Origin of the sequence: Buttiauxella sp. BIGb0471 (assembly GCF_024807715.1) — a bacterium.
Classification (GTDB): Bacteria; Pseudomonadota; Gammaproteobacteria; order Enterobacterales; family Enterobacteriaceae; genus Buttiauxella; species Buttiauxella agrestis.
The window spans coordinates 834,562-849,387 of sequence record NZ_JANUEU010000002.1 but is presented as its reverse complement, the minus strand read 5'-3'; the positions used below and the strand labels follow the sequence as shown (position 1 = coordinate 849,387).

Annotated in this window: 14 protein-coding genes; 5 read left to right on the top strand and 9 right to left on the bottom strand. The window is 49.4% G+C overall.

Annotation, left to right across the window (positions count from 1 at the left end):
* Positions 1-18: 18 nt before the first annotated feature.
* Positions 19-738, bottom strand: a complete 720-nt coding sequence (locus tag M2371_RS10585; protein WP_404979389.1) for an energy transducer TonB — start codon at positions 736-738, stop codon at positions 19-21.
* A 224-nt stretch (positions 739-962) separates the two neighbouring features.
* Here M2371_RS10585 and M2371_RS10580 point away from each other — a divergent pair, with 224 nt between their 5' ends.
* On the top strand, positions 963-1,259 hold the full coding sequence (locus M2371_RS10580; RefSeq protein WP_034494998.1) for a YciI family protein: 297 nt from the start codon (positions 963-965) through the stop codon (positions 1,257-1,259).
* 42 nt (positions 1,260-1,301) lie between these two features.
* Positions 1,302-1,457: a hypothetical protein gene (locus M2371_RS10575; protein ID WP_156104869.1), complete on the top strand. Its 156-nt coding sequence runs from the start codon at positions 1,302-1,304 to the stop codon at positions 1,455-1,457.
* Positions 1,458-1,500: 43 nt separating this feature from the next.
* Here the strand turns inward: M2371_RS10575 and M2371_RS10570 are convergent, their stop codons facing one another.
* The gene (locus M2371_RS10570) at positions 1,501-1,683 is read right to left on the bottom strand and encodes a YciY family protein (protein WP_072009405.1); all 183 of its coding nucleotides are present in this window, start codon (positions 1,681-1,683) and stop codon (positions 1,501-1,503) included.
* Positions 1,684-1,828: 145 nt separating this feature from the next.
* Here M2371_RS10570 and cls point away from each other — a divergent pair, with 145 nt between their 5' ends.
* A complete protein-coding gene (gene cls, locus M2371_RS10565) occupies positions 1,829-3,289 on the top strand; it encodes a cardiolipin synthase (RefSeq protein WP_259267668.1) in 1,461 nt (486 codons plus the stop codon).
* 37 nt (positions 3,290-3,326) lie between these two features.
* Positions 3,327-3,656 carry an HI1450 family dsDNA-mimic protein gene (locus tag M2371_RS10560; RefSeq protein WP_034494996.1) on the top strand — a complete coding sequence of 110 codons (330 nt, stop codon included), beginning with the start codon at positions 3,327-3,329 and terminating at the stop codon, positions 3,654-3,656.
* A 50-nt stretch (positions 3,657-3,706) separates the two neighbouring features.
* On the opposite strand, the gene M2371_RS10555 is transcribed toward M2371_RS10560, so the two are convergent.
* The 7 genes from M2371_RS10555 to M2371_RS10525 form a co-directional block, all read right to left on the bottom strand.
* Positions 3,707-4,573, bottom strand: a complete 867-nt coding sequence (locus M2371_RS10555) for an ion transporter (protein WP_259267667.1) — start codon at positions 4,571-4,573, stop codon at positions 3,707-3,709.
* A gap of 15 nt (positions 4,574-4,588) precedes the next feature.
* Entirely contained in the window at positions 4,589-5,593 is a 1,005-nt protein-coding gene (gene oppF, locus M2371_RS10550) for a murein tripeptide/oligopeptide ABC transporter ATP-binding protein OppF (RefSeq protein ID WP_034494993.1), read from the bottom strand.
* Positions 5,590-6,603 (bottom strand): ABC transporter ATP-binding protein, encoded by a 1,014-nt coding sequence (locus tag M2371_RS10545; RefSeq protein ID WP_034494992.1) that lies wholly within the window; start codon positions 6,601-6,603, stop codon positions 5,590-5,592. The genes oppF and M2371_RS10545 overlap by 4 nt, the downstream gene beginning before the upstream one ends.
* Before the next feature lie 11 nt (positions 6,604-6,614).
* Entirely contained in the window at positions 6,615-7,523 is a 909-nt protein-coding gene (gene oppC, locus M2371_RS10540; RefSeq protein ID WP_034494990.1) for an oligopeptide ABC transporter permease OppC, read from the bottom strand.
* A gap of 14 nt (positions 7,524-7,537) precedes the next feature.
* Positions 7,538-8,458, bottom strand: coding sequence for an oligopeptide ABC transporter permease OppB (gene oppB / locus M2371_RS10535; RefSeq protein ID WP_034455836.1), 921 nt, complete (start codon positions 8,456-8,458; stop codon positions 7,538-7,540).
* A 94-nt stretch (positions 8,459-8,552) separates the two neighbouring features.
* Positions 8,553-10,187: an oligopeptide ABC transporter substrate-binding protein OppA gene (gene oppA, locus M2371_RS10530; protein WP_034455837.1), complete on the bottom strand. Its 1,635-nt coding sequence runs from the start codon at positions 10,185-10,187 to the stop codon at positions 8,553-8,555.
* 764 nt (positions 10,188-10,951) lie between these two features.
* Positions 10,952-11,599, bottom strand: coding sequence for a YchE family NAAT transporter (locus M2371_RS10525; RefSeq protein WP_034494989.1), 648 nt, complete (start codon positions 11,597-11,599; stop codon positions 10,952-10,954).
* Between the two features lie 481 nt (positions 11,600-12,080).
* Here M2371_RS10525 and adhE point away from each other — a divergent pair, with 481 nt between their 5' ends.
* Positions 12,081-14,765: a bifunctional acetaldehyde-CoA/alcohol dehydrogenase gene (gene adhE / locus M2371_RS10520; RefSeq protein ID WP_172894504.1), complete on the top strand. Its 2,685-nt coding sequence runs from the start codon at positions 12,081-12,083 to the stop codon at positions 14,763-14,765.
* The last annotated feature ends 61 nt before the right edge of the window (positions 14,766-14,826 follow it).

The following is a 14,826-nucleotide window of genomic DNA, read 5'->3' as shown; positions in this document are numbered from 1 at the left end:
ATGACATCAGGAGTGCGATTACTCCATCGTCGCGCTACCGTTAAGTTTGAATATCACGTTAACGGTCAGGCCACGTGCAGGTTTGCCACTTTCGTAGCGCCATTTTTTCACGGCCATTTTCACCTCACGCGCGAACAGGTTTGCGTTCTTCCCATCCAGCACGTTGATATTCGTCACGCTGCCATCAGGTTCCACATCAAATTGCACACGGACGTTGCCATCGAGGCGCAGGGCGCGAGCGCGCTGCGGATAGGTCGGCGAATTTCGGCTCAGTGCACGAGGGCCTGTTGCAACAGGTGCCGTAGAAGTAACCGGTGCCGCTTTTGCCACCGGTGCCGGGCGAGCAGGTGCAGTATTCGTCTGAGCAGCCGGGCGCGGTTCAACAGGTTTCACGTCGCGTTTCGGCTCTTCAACCTTTTTCACCGGCTTCGGTTTTGGCTTGGGTTTAGGCTTCGGCTCTGGCTTATGAATGACAACCGGCGCTTCTTTCGGTGGCTCAGGGATCGGTTCTGGCTCAGGTTCTGCTACCGGCTCAGGCGGCGGTTGCACGACCTCAGGCTGTGGAGGCTCAAGCTCAGCAGGTGCCACCATCGTGACACTGATCGGCTGTGCCGGTGCGGGCAACTCAATAACCTGATGATGTACCGAGGTATAGAGCAACCCCGCAACTACAGCGCCATGCAGCACGACAGAGAGTGCGGTCGGCCACGGAAAGCGGCGAGGTAAATCAAGGGTCATTGACGTCATAATGGCTTAGGTGTCTTAAACAGGCGTTAATTTTAAATGCAAATAGCAATCATATTCAACAACGCATCGTATAAAGTCGTTTTTTTTCCTGCCAGACGCTGGATTTTCCCTCATTCACCGCACCGATTTAACATCTTGTTTATCTTTCAATTGCAGTATTAACGTCATTCACTTACCGTACTTTACAACCCTCATATCATTAAGGAGTGCTGCTCGTGCTGTATGTCATTTATGCGGAAGATAATGCCGACTCTCTCGAAAAGCGTACGGCAGTGCGCCCTGCCCACCTCGCACGTCTACAATTGTTACGCGATGAAGGTCGCCTGCTAACGGCTGGTCCAATGCCTGCGGTCGACAGTAACGATCCTGGTGCTGCGGGTTTTACCGGTTCAACGGTGATTGCTGAGTTTGCATCACTTGAAGATGCGCAAGCCTGGGCCGAAGCTGACCCTTATATTGCTGCGGGTGTTTATAAGCAGGTGGCTATCAAGCCATATAAAAAGGTATTCTGATTCAACTATCAGTTCGGTGAATGAAGTTATCAGGAAATTTTGATGGATCTTTTTGACGAGTCGTATGAACGCCATAAGCAATCGGTGGGTAATCAGGAAGCTCGCTGGAATGCCTGGCTGGCAAAGCATCCATTAGTGATCGTCGCCGCAGGTTCGGTAACGGTGGTGATTATCTTACTGGCAATGCATTTCTCGTAAAACGATTTGAAGATTCGGGGCACCGCAAGCGGTGCCCTTTTCTTTACGACGCCCATTGATCGTGAATGGCAAACAGCAAGGAATTACGTTGGCGGTTTGTCTGGCACTTTCTGATGGCGTGAATGCGCATGTTGCGGCGCGACTGACCTTCCAGCCAACGCGATCTGCGCCGTTGTGTCTGACGAAGCATACGCCACCGTCCGACCTCAGTTCTACTACGCCTCATTTTTACGACTCAGGTTGCATTTAACACGCGCCATTATAATGTCTTCTTCTCGCCAGGCCAGTCGTTTTACGATTAGTTTTAGTGTCAACAACTGGCGGTTGTGCGTAAACTCAAAAGCATACGGTTTCTAAAGGATTTTTGAACTATGACAACCTTCTATACAGTCGTTAGTTGGCTGATAATTTTAGGTTACTGGCTTTTAATCGCCGGCGTGACGCTACGCATTTTAATGAAGCGTCGCGCAGTTCCTTCTGCCATGGCATGGCTTCTGATTATCTATATTCTGCCGCTGGTCGGGATAATCGCCTATCTCTCGTTTGGTGAGCTTCATCTGGGTAAACGTCGCGCAGAACGCGCACGCGCGATGTGGCCGTCGACCGCCAAATGGCTTAACGATCTAAAAAGCTGCAAACATATCTTTGCTGAAGAAAACAGCGAAGTCGCCGCCTCATTATTCCAGCTATGCGAACGCCGCCAGGGGATTGGAGGCGTCAAAGGCAATCAGCTCCAGTTGCTCACCACTTCTGATGAGACAATGCATGCGCTGATTCGTGATATCCAGTTGGCGCGCCATAACATCGAGATGGTGTTTTACATCTGGCAGCCTGGCGGTTTAGCCGATCAGGTGGCGGAATCCCTGATGGCAGCGGCGCGTCGCGGCATCCATTGCCGGTTAATGCTCGACTCTGCGGGCAGCGTCGCATTCTTCCGCAGCCCCTGGGCGAACATGATGCGTAACGCGGGCGTGGAAGTGGTTGAAGCGCTCAAAGTTAATCTGATGCGTGTGTTCCTACGCCGCATGGACTTACGCCAGCACCGCAAAATGGTGATGATCGATAACTATATTGCTTACACCGGCAGCATGAATCTCGTCGATCCGCGCTTCTTTAAGCAAGATGCAGGCGTTGGGCAATGGGTGGATTTAATGGCGCGCATGGAAGGCCCGGTCGCCACCGCAATGGGCATTGTCTATTCCTGCGACTGGGAAATCGAAACCGGAAAACGCATATTACCGCCCGCCCCTGACGCGAATATCATGCCGTTTGAGGAAGCAACCGGACACACAATTCACACCATAGCTTCAGGTCCTGGTTTCCCTGAAGATTTGATTCACCAGGCGTTACTGACTTCGGTCTATGCGGCGCGTGAATATTTGATTATGACCACGCCGTACTTTGTACCGAGCGACGATTTGCTCCATGCGATTTGTACCGCTGCACAACGGGGTGTCGACGTGAGCATTATCATTCCGCGCAAGAATGATTCGTTACTGGTGGGCTGGGCGAGTCGCGCCTTCTTTACCGAATTGCTGGAAGCCGGCGTGAAGATTTATCAGTTCGAAGGTGGATTACTGCATACCAAGAGCGTGTTGGTCGATGGGCAATTGAGTCTGGTGGGTACCGTGAACCTGGATATGCGTAGTCTGTGGCTTAATTTCGAGATTACGTTGGTTATCGACGACGCCGGTTTTGCCAGTGACCTTGCCGCGGTACAAGACGACTATATCTCCCGCTCACGGCTGGTAGACCTGCGTTTGTGGGTGAAACGACCAATGTGGCAGCGCGTGGTAGAGCGACTGTTTTACTTCTTTAGCCCGTTGCTGTAAAACGTGGCGCATTAGCACTCGATAAGTGGAAAAAGAGATGGAAATGGATCTGAACAACCGCCTGACAGAAGATGAAACGCTCGAGCAGGCTTACGATATTTTTCTCGAACTGGCGGTAGATAATCTCGATCCGGCAGATGTGATTCTGTTTAACCTGCAATTTGAAGAGCGCGGCGGTGCCGAACTTTTTGACCCAGCCGAAGACTGGCAGGAACACGTTGATTTTGACCTGAACCCGGACTTCTTTGCCGAAGTGGTGATTGGCCTTGCCGATACCGACGGTGGCGAACTCAATGATATCTTTGCTCGCGTGCTGTTGTGCCGTGAAAAAGACCACAAACTTTGCCATATTCTGTGGCGCGAGTAAGCTTTTGTAGGGCGGATACGCGTTAGCGCCATCCGCCATTTACATCGGAACTACAGCTTAGGTAACGCACTCCCGCAGGATTTGCAGAATCGCGCCTCTTCGTCGTGATTGCCTTTATGGCAATTTGGGCACAGGCGCGCATTACGCTGCTTTTGAAATTCATTGGTCATGTGCGCGGTGATAATCCCGGTCGGGATAGCAATGACCGAGTAACCAATCAAAATAAGTATCGACGCAACCATTCGGCCAGGCCCGGTATGCGGCGTAATATCGCCATACCCCACCGTTGTTACCGTCACCACAGCCCAATAGACCGATGTGCTTAATGTCGTAAAACCGTTGGGTGGCCCTTCAATGCCATACATCAAGCCGCCTGCCACCACCATAACAATCAAAATAAAGGCATAAAACAGAATGAGCTGGTGCCGGGCATTGAGAATTGCCTGCCACAAAGAATGCAGCGTCGGCATATAACGCAGCAATTTGAGGATCCTGAAGACGCGTATGGCACGCATTGCGCGCCAGGCGAAGACGTAATTGACGCCAATTTCGGGCCACAGCCACAAAACATATAACGGCAAAATAGTCGCCAGATCGATAAAACCCCAGAAGCTAAAAACATATTTGCGCGGATTGGGCCAACACAGTACCCGCAAAATATATTCCAGAGTAAATAGCAGCGTAAAACCGATTTCCAGGTAAACAAACAGCTTCCATTCGTCGTAAGTCAGATGATATTGCGTCCCAAGCCCTGATTCGACAAATACGGCAATCACACTGAGTAAGGCGAATAAGCCACAAAACGCTTCAAAGCGTCGACCTGAATGAGTTCTTTGATCGAAGAGAAGATGGTACATCCGCTTACGGGCGGTCGTAATCAGCACAGTAACCTCACAAACTAAAAGGGCTGGCATCATGCCAGCCCTGCGAGATTATAGCGGGTCTACCTTGAGACAGGAAACGGCATGCTTGAAGCTGCCCTCCAGTACCGGGCGAGTTTTCGCACATTCTGGTCCTGCAATCGGGCAACGTGTACGGAATACGCAGCCTGACGGCGGGTTGATAGGCGATGGCAACTCCCCTTCAAGAAGTTGTATCGTTTTATTTCTTTCCAGGTCCGGGTCAGGAATCGGCACCGCTGACATCAATGCTTTGGTGTAAGGATGCAGCGGATTGTGATAAACCTCGTCGTAAGTACCCAATTCGACCGCATGGCCCAGATACATCACCAGAACACGGTCAGAAATATGTTTTACCACTGCCAGGTCGTGCGCGATGAAGATCAGGGAAAGCCCCATTTCACGTTGCAGTTTTTGCAGCAGGTTAACGACCTGAGCCTGAATGGATACGTCCAGTGCCGATACCGGTTCGTCGCAGATAATCAGTTTTGGCTCAAGGATCAATGCGCGGGCAATCCCGATACGCTGGCACTGACCACCTGAGAATTCGTGCGGGTAACGGTTGATGAGGTTTGGCAGCAAGCCCACTTTCATCATCATCGCTTTTACGCGGTCACGAACTTCCTGGCGTGGCATTTTCGGGTGATAAGTGCGCAGCGGCTCCGCGATAATATCGCCGATATTCATACGCGGGTTAAGCGAAGCCAGCGGGTCCTGGAAAATCATCTGGATATCGCTGCGCACTTCACGCCACTCGTCAGGATTCATCCCCAGCAAATCTTTGCCCAACCAGGCAACGCGGCCTTCGGTGGCTTTTACCAGGCCGATAATGGCACGGGCAAAAGTCGATTTTCCGCAACCGGATTCCCCTACCACGCCCAGCGTTTCGCCTTCGTACAAACGCAGCGTCACACCATCAACGGCTTTCAGAGTTTTGGACGGTTGCCAGAACCACTGTTTGCCATCTTTGATATCAAAATGCACTTTGAGATCGGCGATTTCTAAGAGAACTTTTTTCTCTTCAGTCACTGCGTTCATACTAATTCCTCCACTGGCTTAAAGCAGGCGCGCAAGCGACCTTCACCAAAACGCTCAAGTGGTGGCGCTGTATTACAAATTTCCATTGCGTGTGGGCAACGTGGCTGGAACGGGCAGCCTTTCGGTAAACGCAGCAGGTTTGGCGGATTACCAGGAATAGTCAGCAGTGATTCACCTTCGGCGTCCAGACGCGGAACCGCATTCAGCAGGCCGATAGAATACGGGTGCACTGGGTTGTAGAACACATCTCGCGCCTGACCGTATTCCATGGTACGACCGGCATACATCACCAGCACTTTGTCGCAGATCCCGGCAACCACGCCGAGATCGTGAGTGATCATGATAATCGCCGTGTTAAATTCGCGTTTCAGCTCGTTTAACAGCGTCATGATTTGCGCCTGAACGGTGACGTCCAGTGCGGTTGTTGGCTCATCAGCAATCAGCAGCTTCGGACGACACAGCAACGCCATAGCAATCATTACACGCTGGCGCATACCGCCGGAAAACTCATGCGGGAACATACGCATGCGTTTACGTGCTTCAGGCATTTTAACCGCGTCTAACATGCGAACCGATTCTTCAAACGCTTCTGCTTTACCCAATTTTTTGTGCAACATCAGCACTTCCATCAACTGCTCGCCTACTCGCATGTAAGGATTCAGTGAGGTCATTGGGTCCTGGAAGATCATCGAAATCTGTTCTGCACGCAAGCGGTTAAGCTGGCTTTCCGGCAGGTTGAGGATTTCGCGTCCATTGAATTTAGCTGACCCGCCGATACGGCCATTTGCCGCCAGCAAGCCCATTAAAGCGAAAGCAGTTTGCGATTTACCGGAGCCGGACTCGCCGACAATACCCAGTGTTTCACCGGCTTTCAGGCTGAAATTCAGATCGTTTACCGCAGTAACGTCACCGTCTGGCGTACCGAAGGTGACACGCAAATCTTTTACGTCTAACAACGCAGAAGTCGCGTTCAGTGGAGTAACCACCGCAGGATTTTCAATTGTGCTCATCGCGGCACTCCTTAACGATCTTTCGGGTCGAGGGCATCACGCAGGCCATCGCCGATAAAGTTGAAACAGAACAGAGTGATAACCAGGAAGCCTGCCGGGAACATCAGCAACCATGGGGAAACTTCCATGGAGTTAGCACCATCGCTCAGCAATGCACCCCAGCTACTTAACGGCTCTTGCGTACCCAAACCCAGAAAGCTCAGGAAGGATTCGAAGAGAATCATGCTTGGCACCAGCAGCGAGGCGTAAACGACGACCACACCCAGTACGTTTGGCACGATGTGACGAACCACAATATTGGCGGTAGAAACCCCACCGACCTGAGCGGCTTCTATGAACTCTTTACGTTTCAGGCTAAGGGTCTGACCGCGTACAATACGCGCCATATCCAGCCAGGAAACCATCCCGATTGCCACGAAGATAAGCAGGATGTTTTGCCCAAAGAAAGTCACCAGCAAAATCACGAAGAACATGAACGGGAAGGAGTTCAGGATTTCCAGCAGACGCATCATTACCGAGTCGATTTTGCCGCCCAGATAACCCGCCATAGAACCGTATAACGTCCCGACGACGACCGCGACCAACGCTGCTGCAACGCCTACCATCAGCGAGATACGTCCGCCGATGGCGACACGCACCAGCAGGTCACGTCCTGAGGAGTCAGTACCAAAATAGTGACCTGAGGTCATATCCGGTGCGGCCGACATCATTCCCCAGTCGGTATCAAAATAACTAAACTGCGACAGCATCGGCGCAAAAGTGACGAACAGCGCGATAAATGCCAGGACAATCAGACTCGCAACCGCTGCACGGTTATGCATAAAGCGGCGGCGAGCATCTTGCCAAAGGCTACGGCCTTCTACTTCTAGTTTTTCACTGAAGTTTTCCAGCGCCTCGCTGTTTTTATTACTCAACATCATGGCGTACTCCAGTATCAGTAACGGATTTTCGGATCGATAACGGCGTACAGCACATCAACAATCGCGTTAAAGAGAATCGTCAGTGCGCCGACCAGAATGGTCAGACTCAGCACCAAAGAGTAATCGCGGTTCAGCGCGCCATTAACGAACAACTGGCCGATACCTGGTAATCCGTAAATGGTTTCAATAACCATTGAACCCGTAATGATACCGACGAAAGCCGGGCCTAAATAAGACAGAACCGGTAACAGTGCAGGTTTCAAAGCGTGACGCAAAATAATGCGGCGCATTGGCAACCCTTTTGCACGTGCGGTACGGATAAAGTTGGAGTGCAGAACTTCAATCATCGAGCCACGAGTGATACGCGCGATACTGGCGATGTAAGCCAAAGACAGCGCGACCATTGGCAGGATCATGTATTGAATGGCCCCTCCGTTCCACCCGCCTCCGGGCAACCACTTCAGGGTTATCGCAAATATCAGAACCAGTAATGGCGCAACCACGAAGCTCGGGATAACAACCCCGGTCATGGCCACCCCCATTACGGCATAATCCCATTTGGTATTTTGATTCAGTGCGGCAATCACCCCTGCTAATACACCTAAGACCACTGCAAAAATAAATGCAGCTGCGCCTAATTTGGCAGAGACAGGGAAGCTCGAAGCCACCAGGTCGTTCACTGAATAATCTTTATATTTAAATGACGGGCCAAAATCACCGTGCGCCAGTTGTTTCAGGTAGCTGAAATACTGGGTGGAGATCGGATCGTTTAAATGGTATTTGGCTTCAATGTTCGCCATCACTTCTGGCGGCAGTGCGCGTTCGCTGGTGAATGGACTACCCGGCGCAAGGCGCATCATGAAGAATGAAATTGTTATAAGAATAAAGAGTGTCGGAATTGCTTCCAGACAACGACGCAGAATAAATTTCAACATTGCCCGTACCTTCTGGCTGTGCCTTTAGAGTGCGATAAAATAAGACACGATGGGGCAAATTTGCTAACCCACAAATTTGCCCCACGAATTGCCATTAATGTTTAATGATATACATATCTTTGGTGTAGATATTATCCATCGGGTCTTTGCCGGTATAACCGCCAACCCATGGTTTCACCAGACGGGCGTTCACGTAGTAATAAACCGGAACGATGGCAGAATCTTTGCCCAATTGCTGTTCCGCTTTATCGTATGCAGCAGCACGTTGTGCATCATCAGTTGCTTTCAGCGATTCCGCCATGATGGCGTCAAACGCTGGACTCTTATAATGCGCGGTGTTCATTGAGCTTGTTGAAAGCATCGTGTTCAGGAAGGAAGTCGGTTCGTTGTAATCCGCACACCAGCCAGCACGCGCAACGTTGTAGTTGCCCTGGTGACGAGTATCAAGGAAGGTTTTCCACTCCTGGTTTACCAGCTTAACGTTCACACCGAGGTTTTTCTGCCAGATAGAAGCGGCAGCGATGGCCAGTTTCTTGTGCAGATCTGAGGTGTTGTACAGCAGATCGAAGGTCAGCGGTTTATCTTTAGTGTAGCCCGCTTCAGCCAGCAATTTCTTCGCTTCTTCGTTGCGTTTTTCCTGAGTCCAGGAGAACCACTCAGGTTTAGTCAGTTTTGCACCGTCAGCGTAAGGAGGCGTGTAGCCATAAGCTGGCAAGTCGCCCTGCGCTTTCACTTTATTAACGATGATGTCGCGATCCAGGCCCAGTTTCAGAGCGGTACGCACGCGCGCATCATTGAACGGAGCTTTCTGGTTGTTGATTTCGTAGTAGTAAGTACACAGATACGGGTCAACATGAACTTCAGCTGGAATTTCTTTTTTCAGCTTCTGGAACAGTTCGATTGGCAGGTTGTTATAGGTCATGTCAATCTCACCGCTGCGATAGCGGTTCACATCCGTCACTTCGGAAGAGATTGGCAGATAAGTAATTTGTGAAATAACAGTTTTCGCGTTATCCCAATAATTAGTATTACGCTCCATTACGATGCGTTCGTTAACAACCCAGTCTTTCAGTTTGTAAGCGCCGTTGCTTACGATGTTTGCAGGTTGGGTCCACTTCTCACCAAACTTCTCAATGGCAGTTTTATTCACCGGGGACATCGCCGGGTTGACCAGAAGTTTGTAGAAGTAAGGAACAGGCTCGCTCAGAGTGACTTCCAGAGTGTGGTCGTCAATGGCTTTTACGCCCAGTTCACTTGGTTTCATTTTGCCGTCGATGATGGCATCAACGTTTACGATATGGCCGTATTGCGGGTAGCTTGCGTATGGCGAAGCGGTGTTTGGATCAACCAGACGCTGCCAGCTATAGACGAAATCTTGCGCTGTAACAGGCTCGCCGTTAGACCATTTCGCATCTTTACGCAGATGGAAGGTCCAGACTTTAAAATCTTTATTATCCCAGGACTCTGCTACACCCGGAATTGGGTGGCCGTCTTTTGGAGAAGTAATTAATAAACCTTCAAACAGGTCACGGCTCACGTTTGACTCAGGAACACCTTCAATTTTATTTGGGTCCAGAGACTGTGGTTCAGCACCGTTGTTTCGAATCAACGTTTGCTTTTCTGACAGTTGAACACCTGCAGGAACTTCGGCCGCCATGGCCACATTGCCTACGATTAGCGCGGATAAAATGCTTGCTGCTACCAGACTTTTTTTTGTGATGATGGACATTGTGTTGATACTCCACTCATTATAATTACCGACCCGAAAGCCAGCCTCTTCCCCTCTGGGGGTTCCTTAACAGTGCAAGAGCGTTATGCAACTGCCAGGTTGTTCTTCTGTGTTACTTGCTATCACCGACTTTATTTGGGGGATGCTCTTATTGGCACCCTGCTCCGTCGATTCTTAATCAACCTACCCTGTTCTCAGGTTGATATTGATGAGTCATCTGTAAATGAAACATTTTTCAGATAATTGTGTTGCCCGGAAAGTATCAAAAGCGCCTGATGCCCGCCAATACAATTTGCAAATTTGTTAAGCATTTCTCTTTTATCTAGTCAGCATCACATTTGCAGACGTGTCATATCGGCGCATTTTCTCTGGTTAACTGATTAAAAATAAAAGAGATAGTAGCGTGACCGCATGCAGATGCTTTTCAGGTTTTTGGCACCATTAAGCAATTCACAATAACTTAACAATTGGTTGTTTTTTAGCACATTCATCTACAAGAGAGCTTGATTAACTAATATCATCTCAATAAAGCGGCAGCAAGTATCATTGTGTAGTGTGAGTAAAATAACGATGCGATTGTGAATTTTATGTACAACGGAAGAAAATCAAGGCGGCTAATGCCCCGTTTCCAAAGCATTTTCTTATGATTGATTTTTTAAAATAAACGATGCGGGATTGTTCTTAACAGATGAGTTTTGGTGGGAAGTTAACAAGAAAAAAGCAGAATGGTTATTCTGCTTTTTCATATATCAGATTCAGCAGAACTAACTTAGCAATCCGGGGAAGATAGTTTTCAGACCGGTGACAATAAATTCAATCCCCAACGCCATCAACAACAACCCCATAATACGGGTGATGACGTTAATGCCCGTTTGCCCCAGCAGACGTACTAACCATGGCGCAAGGCGGAAAACCAGCCAACAACAGAAAGCAAATAGTGCAATAGCAATCGTAAAACCGATTAAATAATTCCAGCTATGGTAGCGAGTCCCCCAGACAATGGTAGAACTGATTGCACCAGGGCCGGCCATTAGTGGTAGTGCCAGGGGAACAACACCTACGCTTTCGCGAATAGCACTTTCTGACTTCTCTTGTTTGTTCTGTTTATCTTCCCCGAGCTTACCGCTAATCATCGACATCGCAATAGTCACGACCAGAATCCCGCCGGCAATACGGAAAGAATCTATTGATATGCCGAATAACTGAAGAATGCCGTCACCGAGGAACAATGACGTCCATAAGATGATAGCTACTGACAGATTTGCAGTAAGGTTGGTTTTATTCCTCGCTACAGCGGTTTGGTAGCTGGTCATGCTAATAAAGACGGGAATAATCCCCACCGGGTTTACCAGCGCGAACAAGCCAATAAAGAACTTAAAATAGGTAGGCAAATCAAACAAGGATTGAGCCACTAAAAACTCCGCAAATGAACGTAGCAAAGGCCGGCGTAATGTAATGGAAAACAGTTGCTGGCGCTACGCCCTTTCGTAGCATAGATAACTACTTTTAGAAGCAAATGCGATATTAATCAATAATGTTACTCGCTTGTTGAAAATATGGTAGTTTGTTTTGTCTTAGCTGTGACTAAAATTTTAAAGATTTATCAGTAACCTGATTCTGGCGTGCTGAATGGAGTCAGCCTTAGGATAATGTGATTTACATCACAAAAAACCTACTCAGAAGTGAGTACTCTTGGATACATCTGAAGAGCGTATAATTCAGACCATGAATAGGTTTTTTCGATAAGGCTCTTTTAGTAAATCAGCAGGTCGTTTTGGGAAGTTTTTGGATAGTCGTGGCTCGTGGTTTTACGCAAGCTGTTGCCCGCTGACTATACTGTCGTCTCGAGCAGCTCATTTACTAAAAGAGTTTAAACATTATCAGGAGAGCATTATGGCTGTAACTAATGTCGCTGAACTTAACGCACTTGTAGAGCGCGTCAAGAAAGCCCAGCGTGAATATGCCAACTTTACTCAAGAGCAAGTTGATAAAATCTTCCGCGCCGCCGCTCTGGCTGCCGCAGATGCTCGAATCCCTCTCGCGAAACTGGCCGTTGCCGAATCTGGCATGGGTATCATTGAAGATAAAGTGATCAAAAACCACTTTGCTTCAGAGTATATCTACAACGCCTATAAAGATGAAAAGACCTGTGGTGTTCTGAGTGAAGACCAGACCTTCGGTACTATCACCATCGCTGAGCCAATCGGTATCATCTGCGGTATCGTTCCGACGACTAACCCAACTTCAACGGCTATCTTTAAGTCTCTGATCAGCCTGAAGACGCGTAACGCGATCATCTTCTCTCCACACCCACGTGCAAAAGACGCGACCAATAAAGCCGCAGACATCGTTCTGCAAGCTGCAATCGCGGCGGGTGCTCCTAAAGATCTGATTGGTTGGATTGACCAGCCATCTGTCGAACTGTCTAACGCTCTGATGCACCACCCAGATATCAACATGATTCTGGCTACTGGTGGTCCAGGCATGGTTAAGGCTGCATACAGCTCCGGTAAACCAGCAATCGGCGTAGGCGCAGGTAACACTCCAGTTGTTGTTGACGAAACTGCCGACATCAAACGTGTTGTTGCTTCTATCCTGATGTCTAAAACCTTCGATAACGGCGTAATCTGTGCTTCCGAGCAATCAGTTATCGTTGTTGACTCTGCTTATAACGCAGTGCGCGAACGTTTTGCATCCCACGGCGGCTACATGCTGCAGGGCAAAGAGCTGAAAGCTGTTCAGGACATCATCCTGAAAAACGGCGCGCTGAACGCAGCTATCGTTGGTCAGCCAGCAACTAAAATTGCTGAACTGGCAGGCTTCACAGTACCGGCTGACACCAAGATTCTGATTGGTGAAGTTAGCGTTGTTGACGAATCTGAACCATTTGCTCACGAAAAACTGTCCCCAACTCTGGCTATGTACCGTGCTAAGAGCTTCGAAGATGCAGTTGTTAAAGCTGAGAAACTGGTTGAGATGGGCGGCATCGGCCACACCTCTTGCCTGTACACAGACCAGGACAACCAGCCAGAGCGCGTTAAGCACTTCGGCGACAAAATGAAAACTGCACGTATCCTGATCAACACCCCTGCTTCACAGGGTGGTATCGGTGACCTGTACAACTTTAAACTCGCGCCTTCCCTGACTCTGGGTTGTGGTTCATGGGGTGGTAACTCCATCTCTGAGAACGTGGGTCCTAAGCACCTGATCAACAAGAAAACCGTTGCTAAGCGAGCTGAGAACATGTTGTGGCATAAACTTCCGAAATCTATCTACTTCCGCCGTGGCTCTCTGCCAATCGCGCTGGACGAAGTGATTACTGATGGTCACAAACGTGCGATGATCGTTACCGACCGTTTCCTGTTCAACAATGGCTATGCGGACCAGATCACTTCTGTTCTGAAAGCAGCTGGCGTTGAAACTGAAGTCTTCTTCGAAGTAGAAGCTGATCCAACTCTGACCGTGGTACGTAAAGGTGCAGAACTGGCGAACTCCTTCAAACCAGACGTGATCATCGCGCTGGGCGGCGGTTCTCCAATGGATGCTGCGAAAATCATGTGGGTTATGTACGAGCACCCAGAAACTCACTTCGAAGAACTGGCACTGCGCTTCATGGACATCCGTAAGCGTATCTACAAGTTCCCGAAAATGGGCGTAAAAGCGAAAATGATCGCGGTTACTACCACTTCCGGTACAGGTTCAGAAGTGACTCCGTTTGCAGTTGTAACTGATGATGCAACTGGCCAGAAATACCCACTGGCTGACTACGCTCTGACTCCAGACATGGCGATTGTTGATGCCAACCTGGTAATGGACATGCCTAAGTCCCTGTGTGCATTCGGTGGTCTTGATGCCGTAACTCACGCACTGGAAGCTTATGTTTCTGTTCTGGCGAGCGAGTTCTCTGACGGTCAGGCTCTGCAAGCGCTGAAACTGCTGAAAGAAAACCTGCCAGCATCTTACAACGAAGGCTCTAAAAACCCAGTTGCTCGTGAGCGTGTACACAACGCTGCGACCATCGCGGGTATCGCGTTTGCGAACGCCTTCCTGGGTGTGTGTCACTCAATGGCTCACAAACTGGGTTCTCAGTTCCACATTCCTCACGGTCTGGCGAACGCCCTGTTGATCTCTAACGTTATCCGTTATAACGCGAACGACAACCCAACTAAGCAGACTGCATTCAGCCAGTATGACCGCCCACAAGCGCGTCGTCGTTATGCTGAAATCGCAGACCATCTGGGTCTGAGCGCACCGGGCGACCGTACTGCTGCTAAGATTGAGAAACTGCTGGCATGGCTTGACAGCATCAAGGCTGAACTGGGTATTCCTAAGTCCATCCGCGAAGCTGGCGTTCAGGAAGCTGACTTCCTGGCTCACGTTGACAAACTGTCTGAAGATGCGTTCGATGACCAGTGTACCGGTGCTAACCCACGTTACCCACTGATCTCTGAGCTGAAACAAATTCTGATGGATACCTTCTACGGTCGTGAATTCTCCGAAGAAGGCAATGAAGCAGCACAGGCTAAAACAGCAGCTCCTGCCGCTAAAGCTGACAAGAAAGCGAAGAAAACCGCTTAATTGTTATCGCTAATAAAAAACCCGCTTCGGCGGGTTTTTTTATATCTGAATTTTTCAAAAT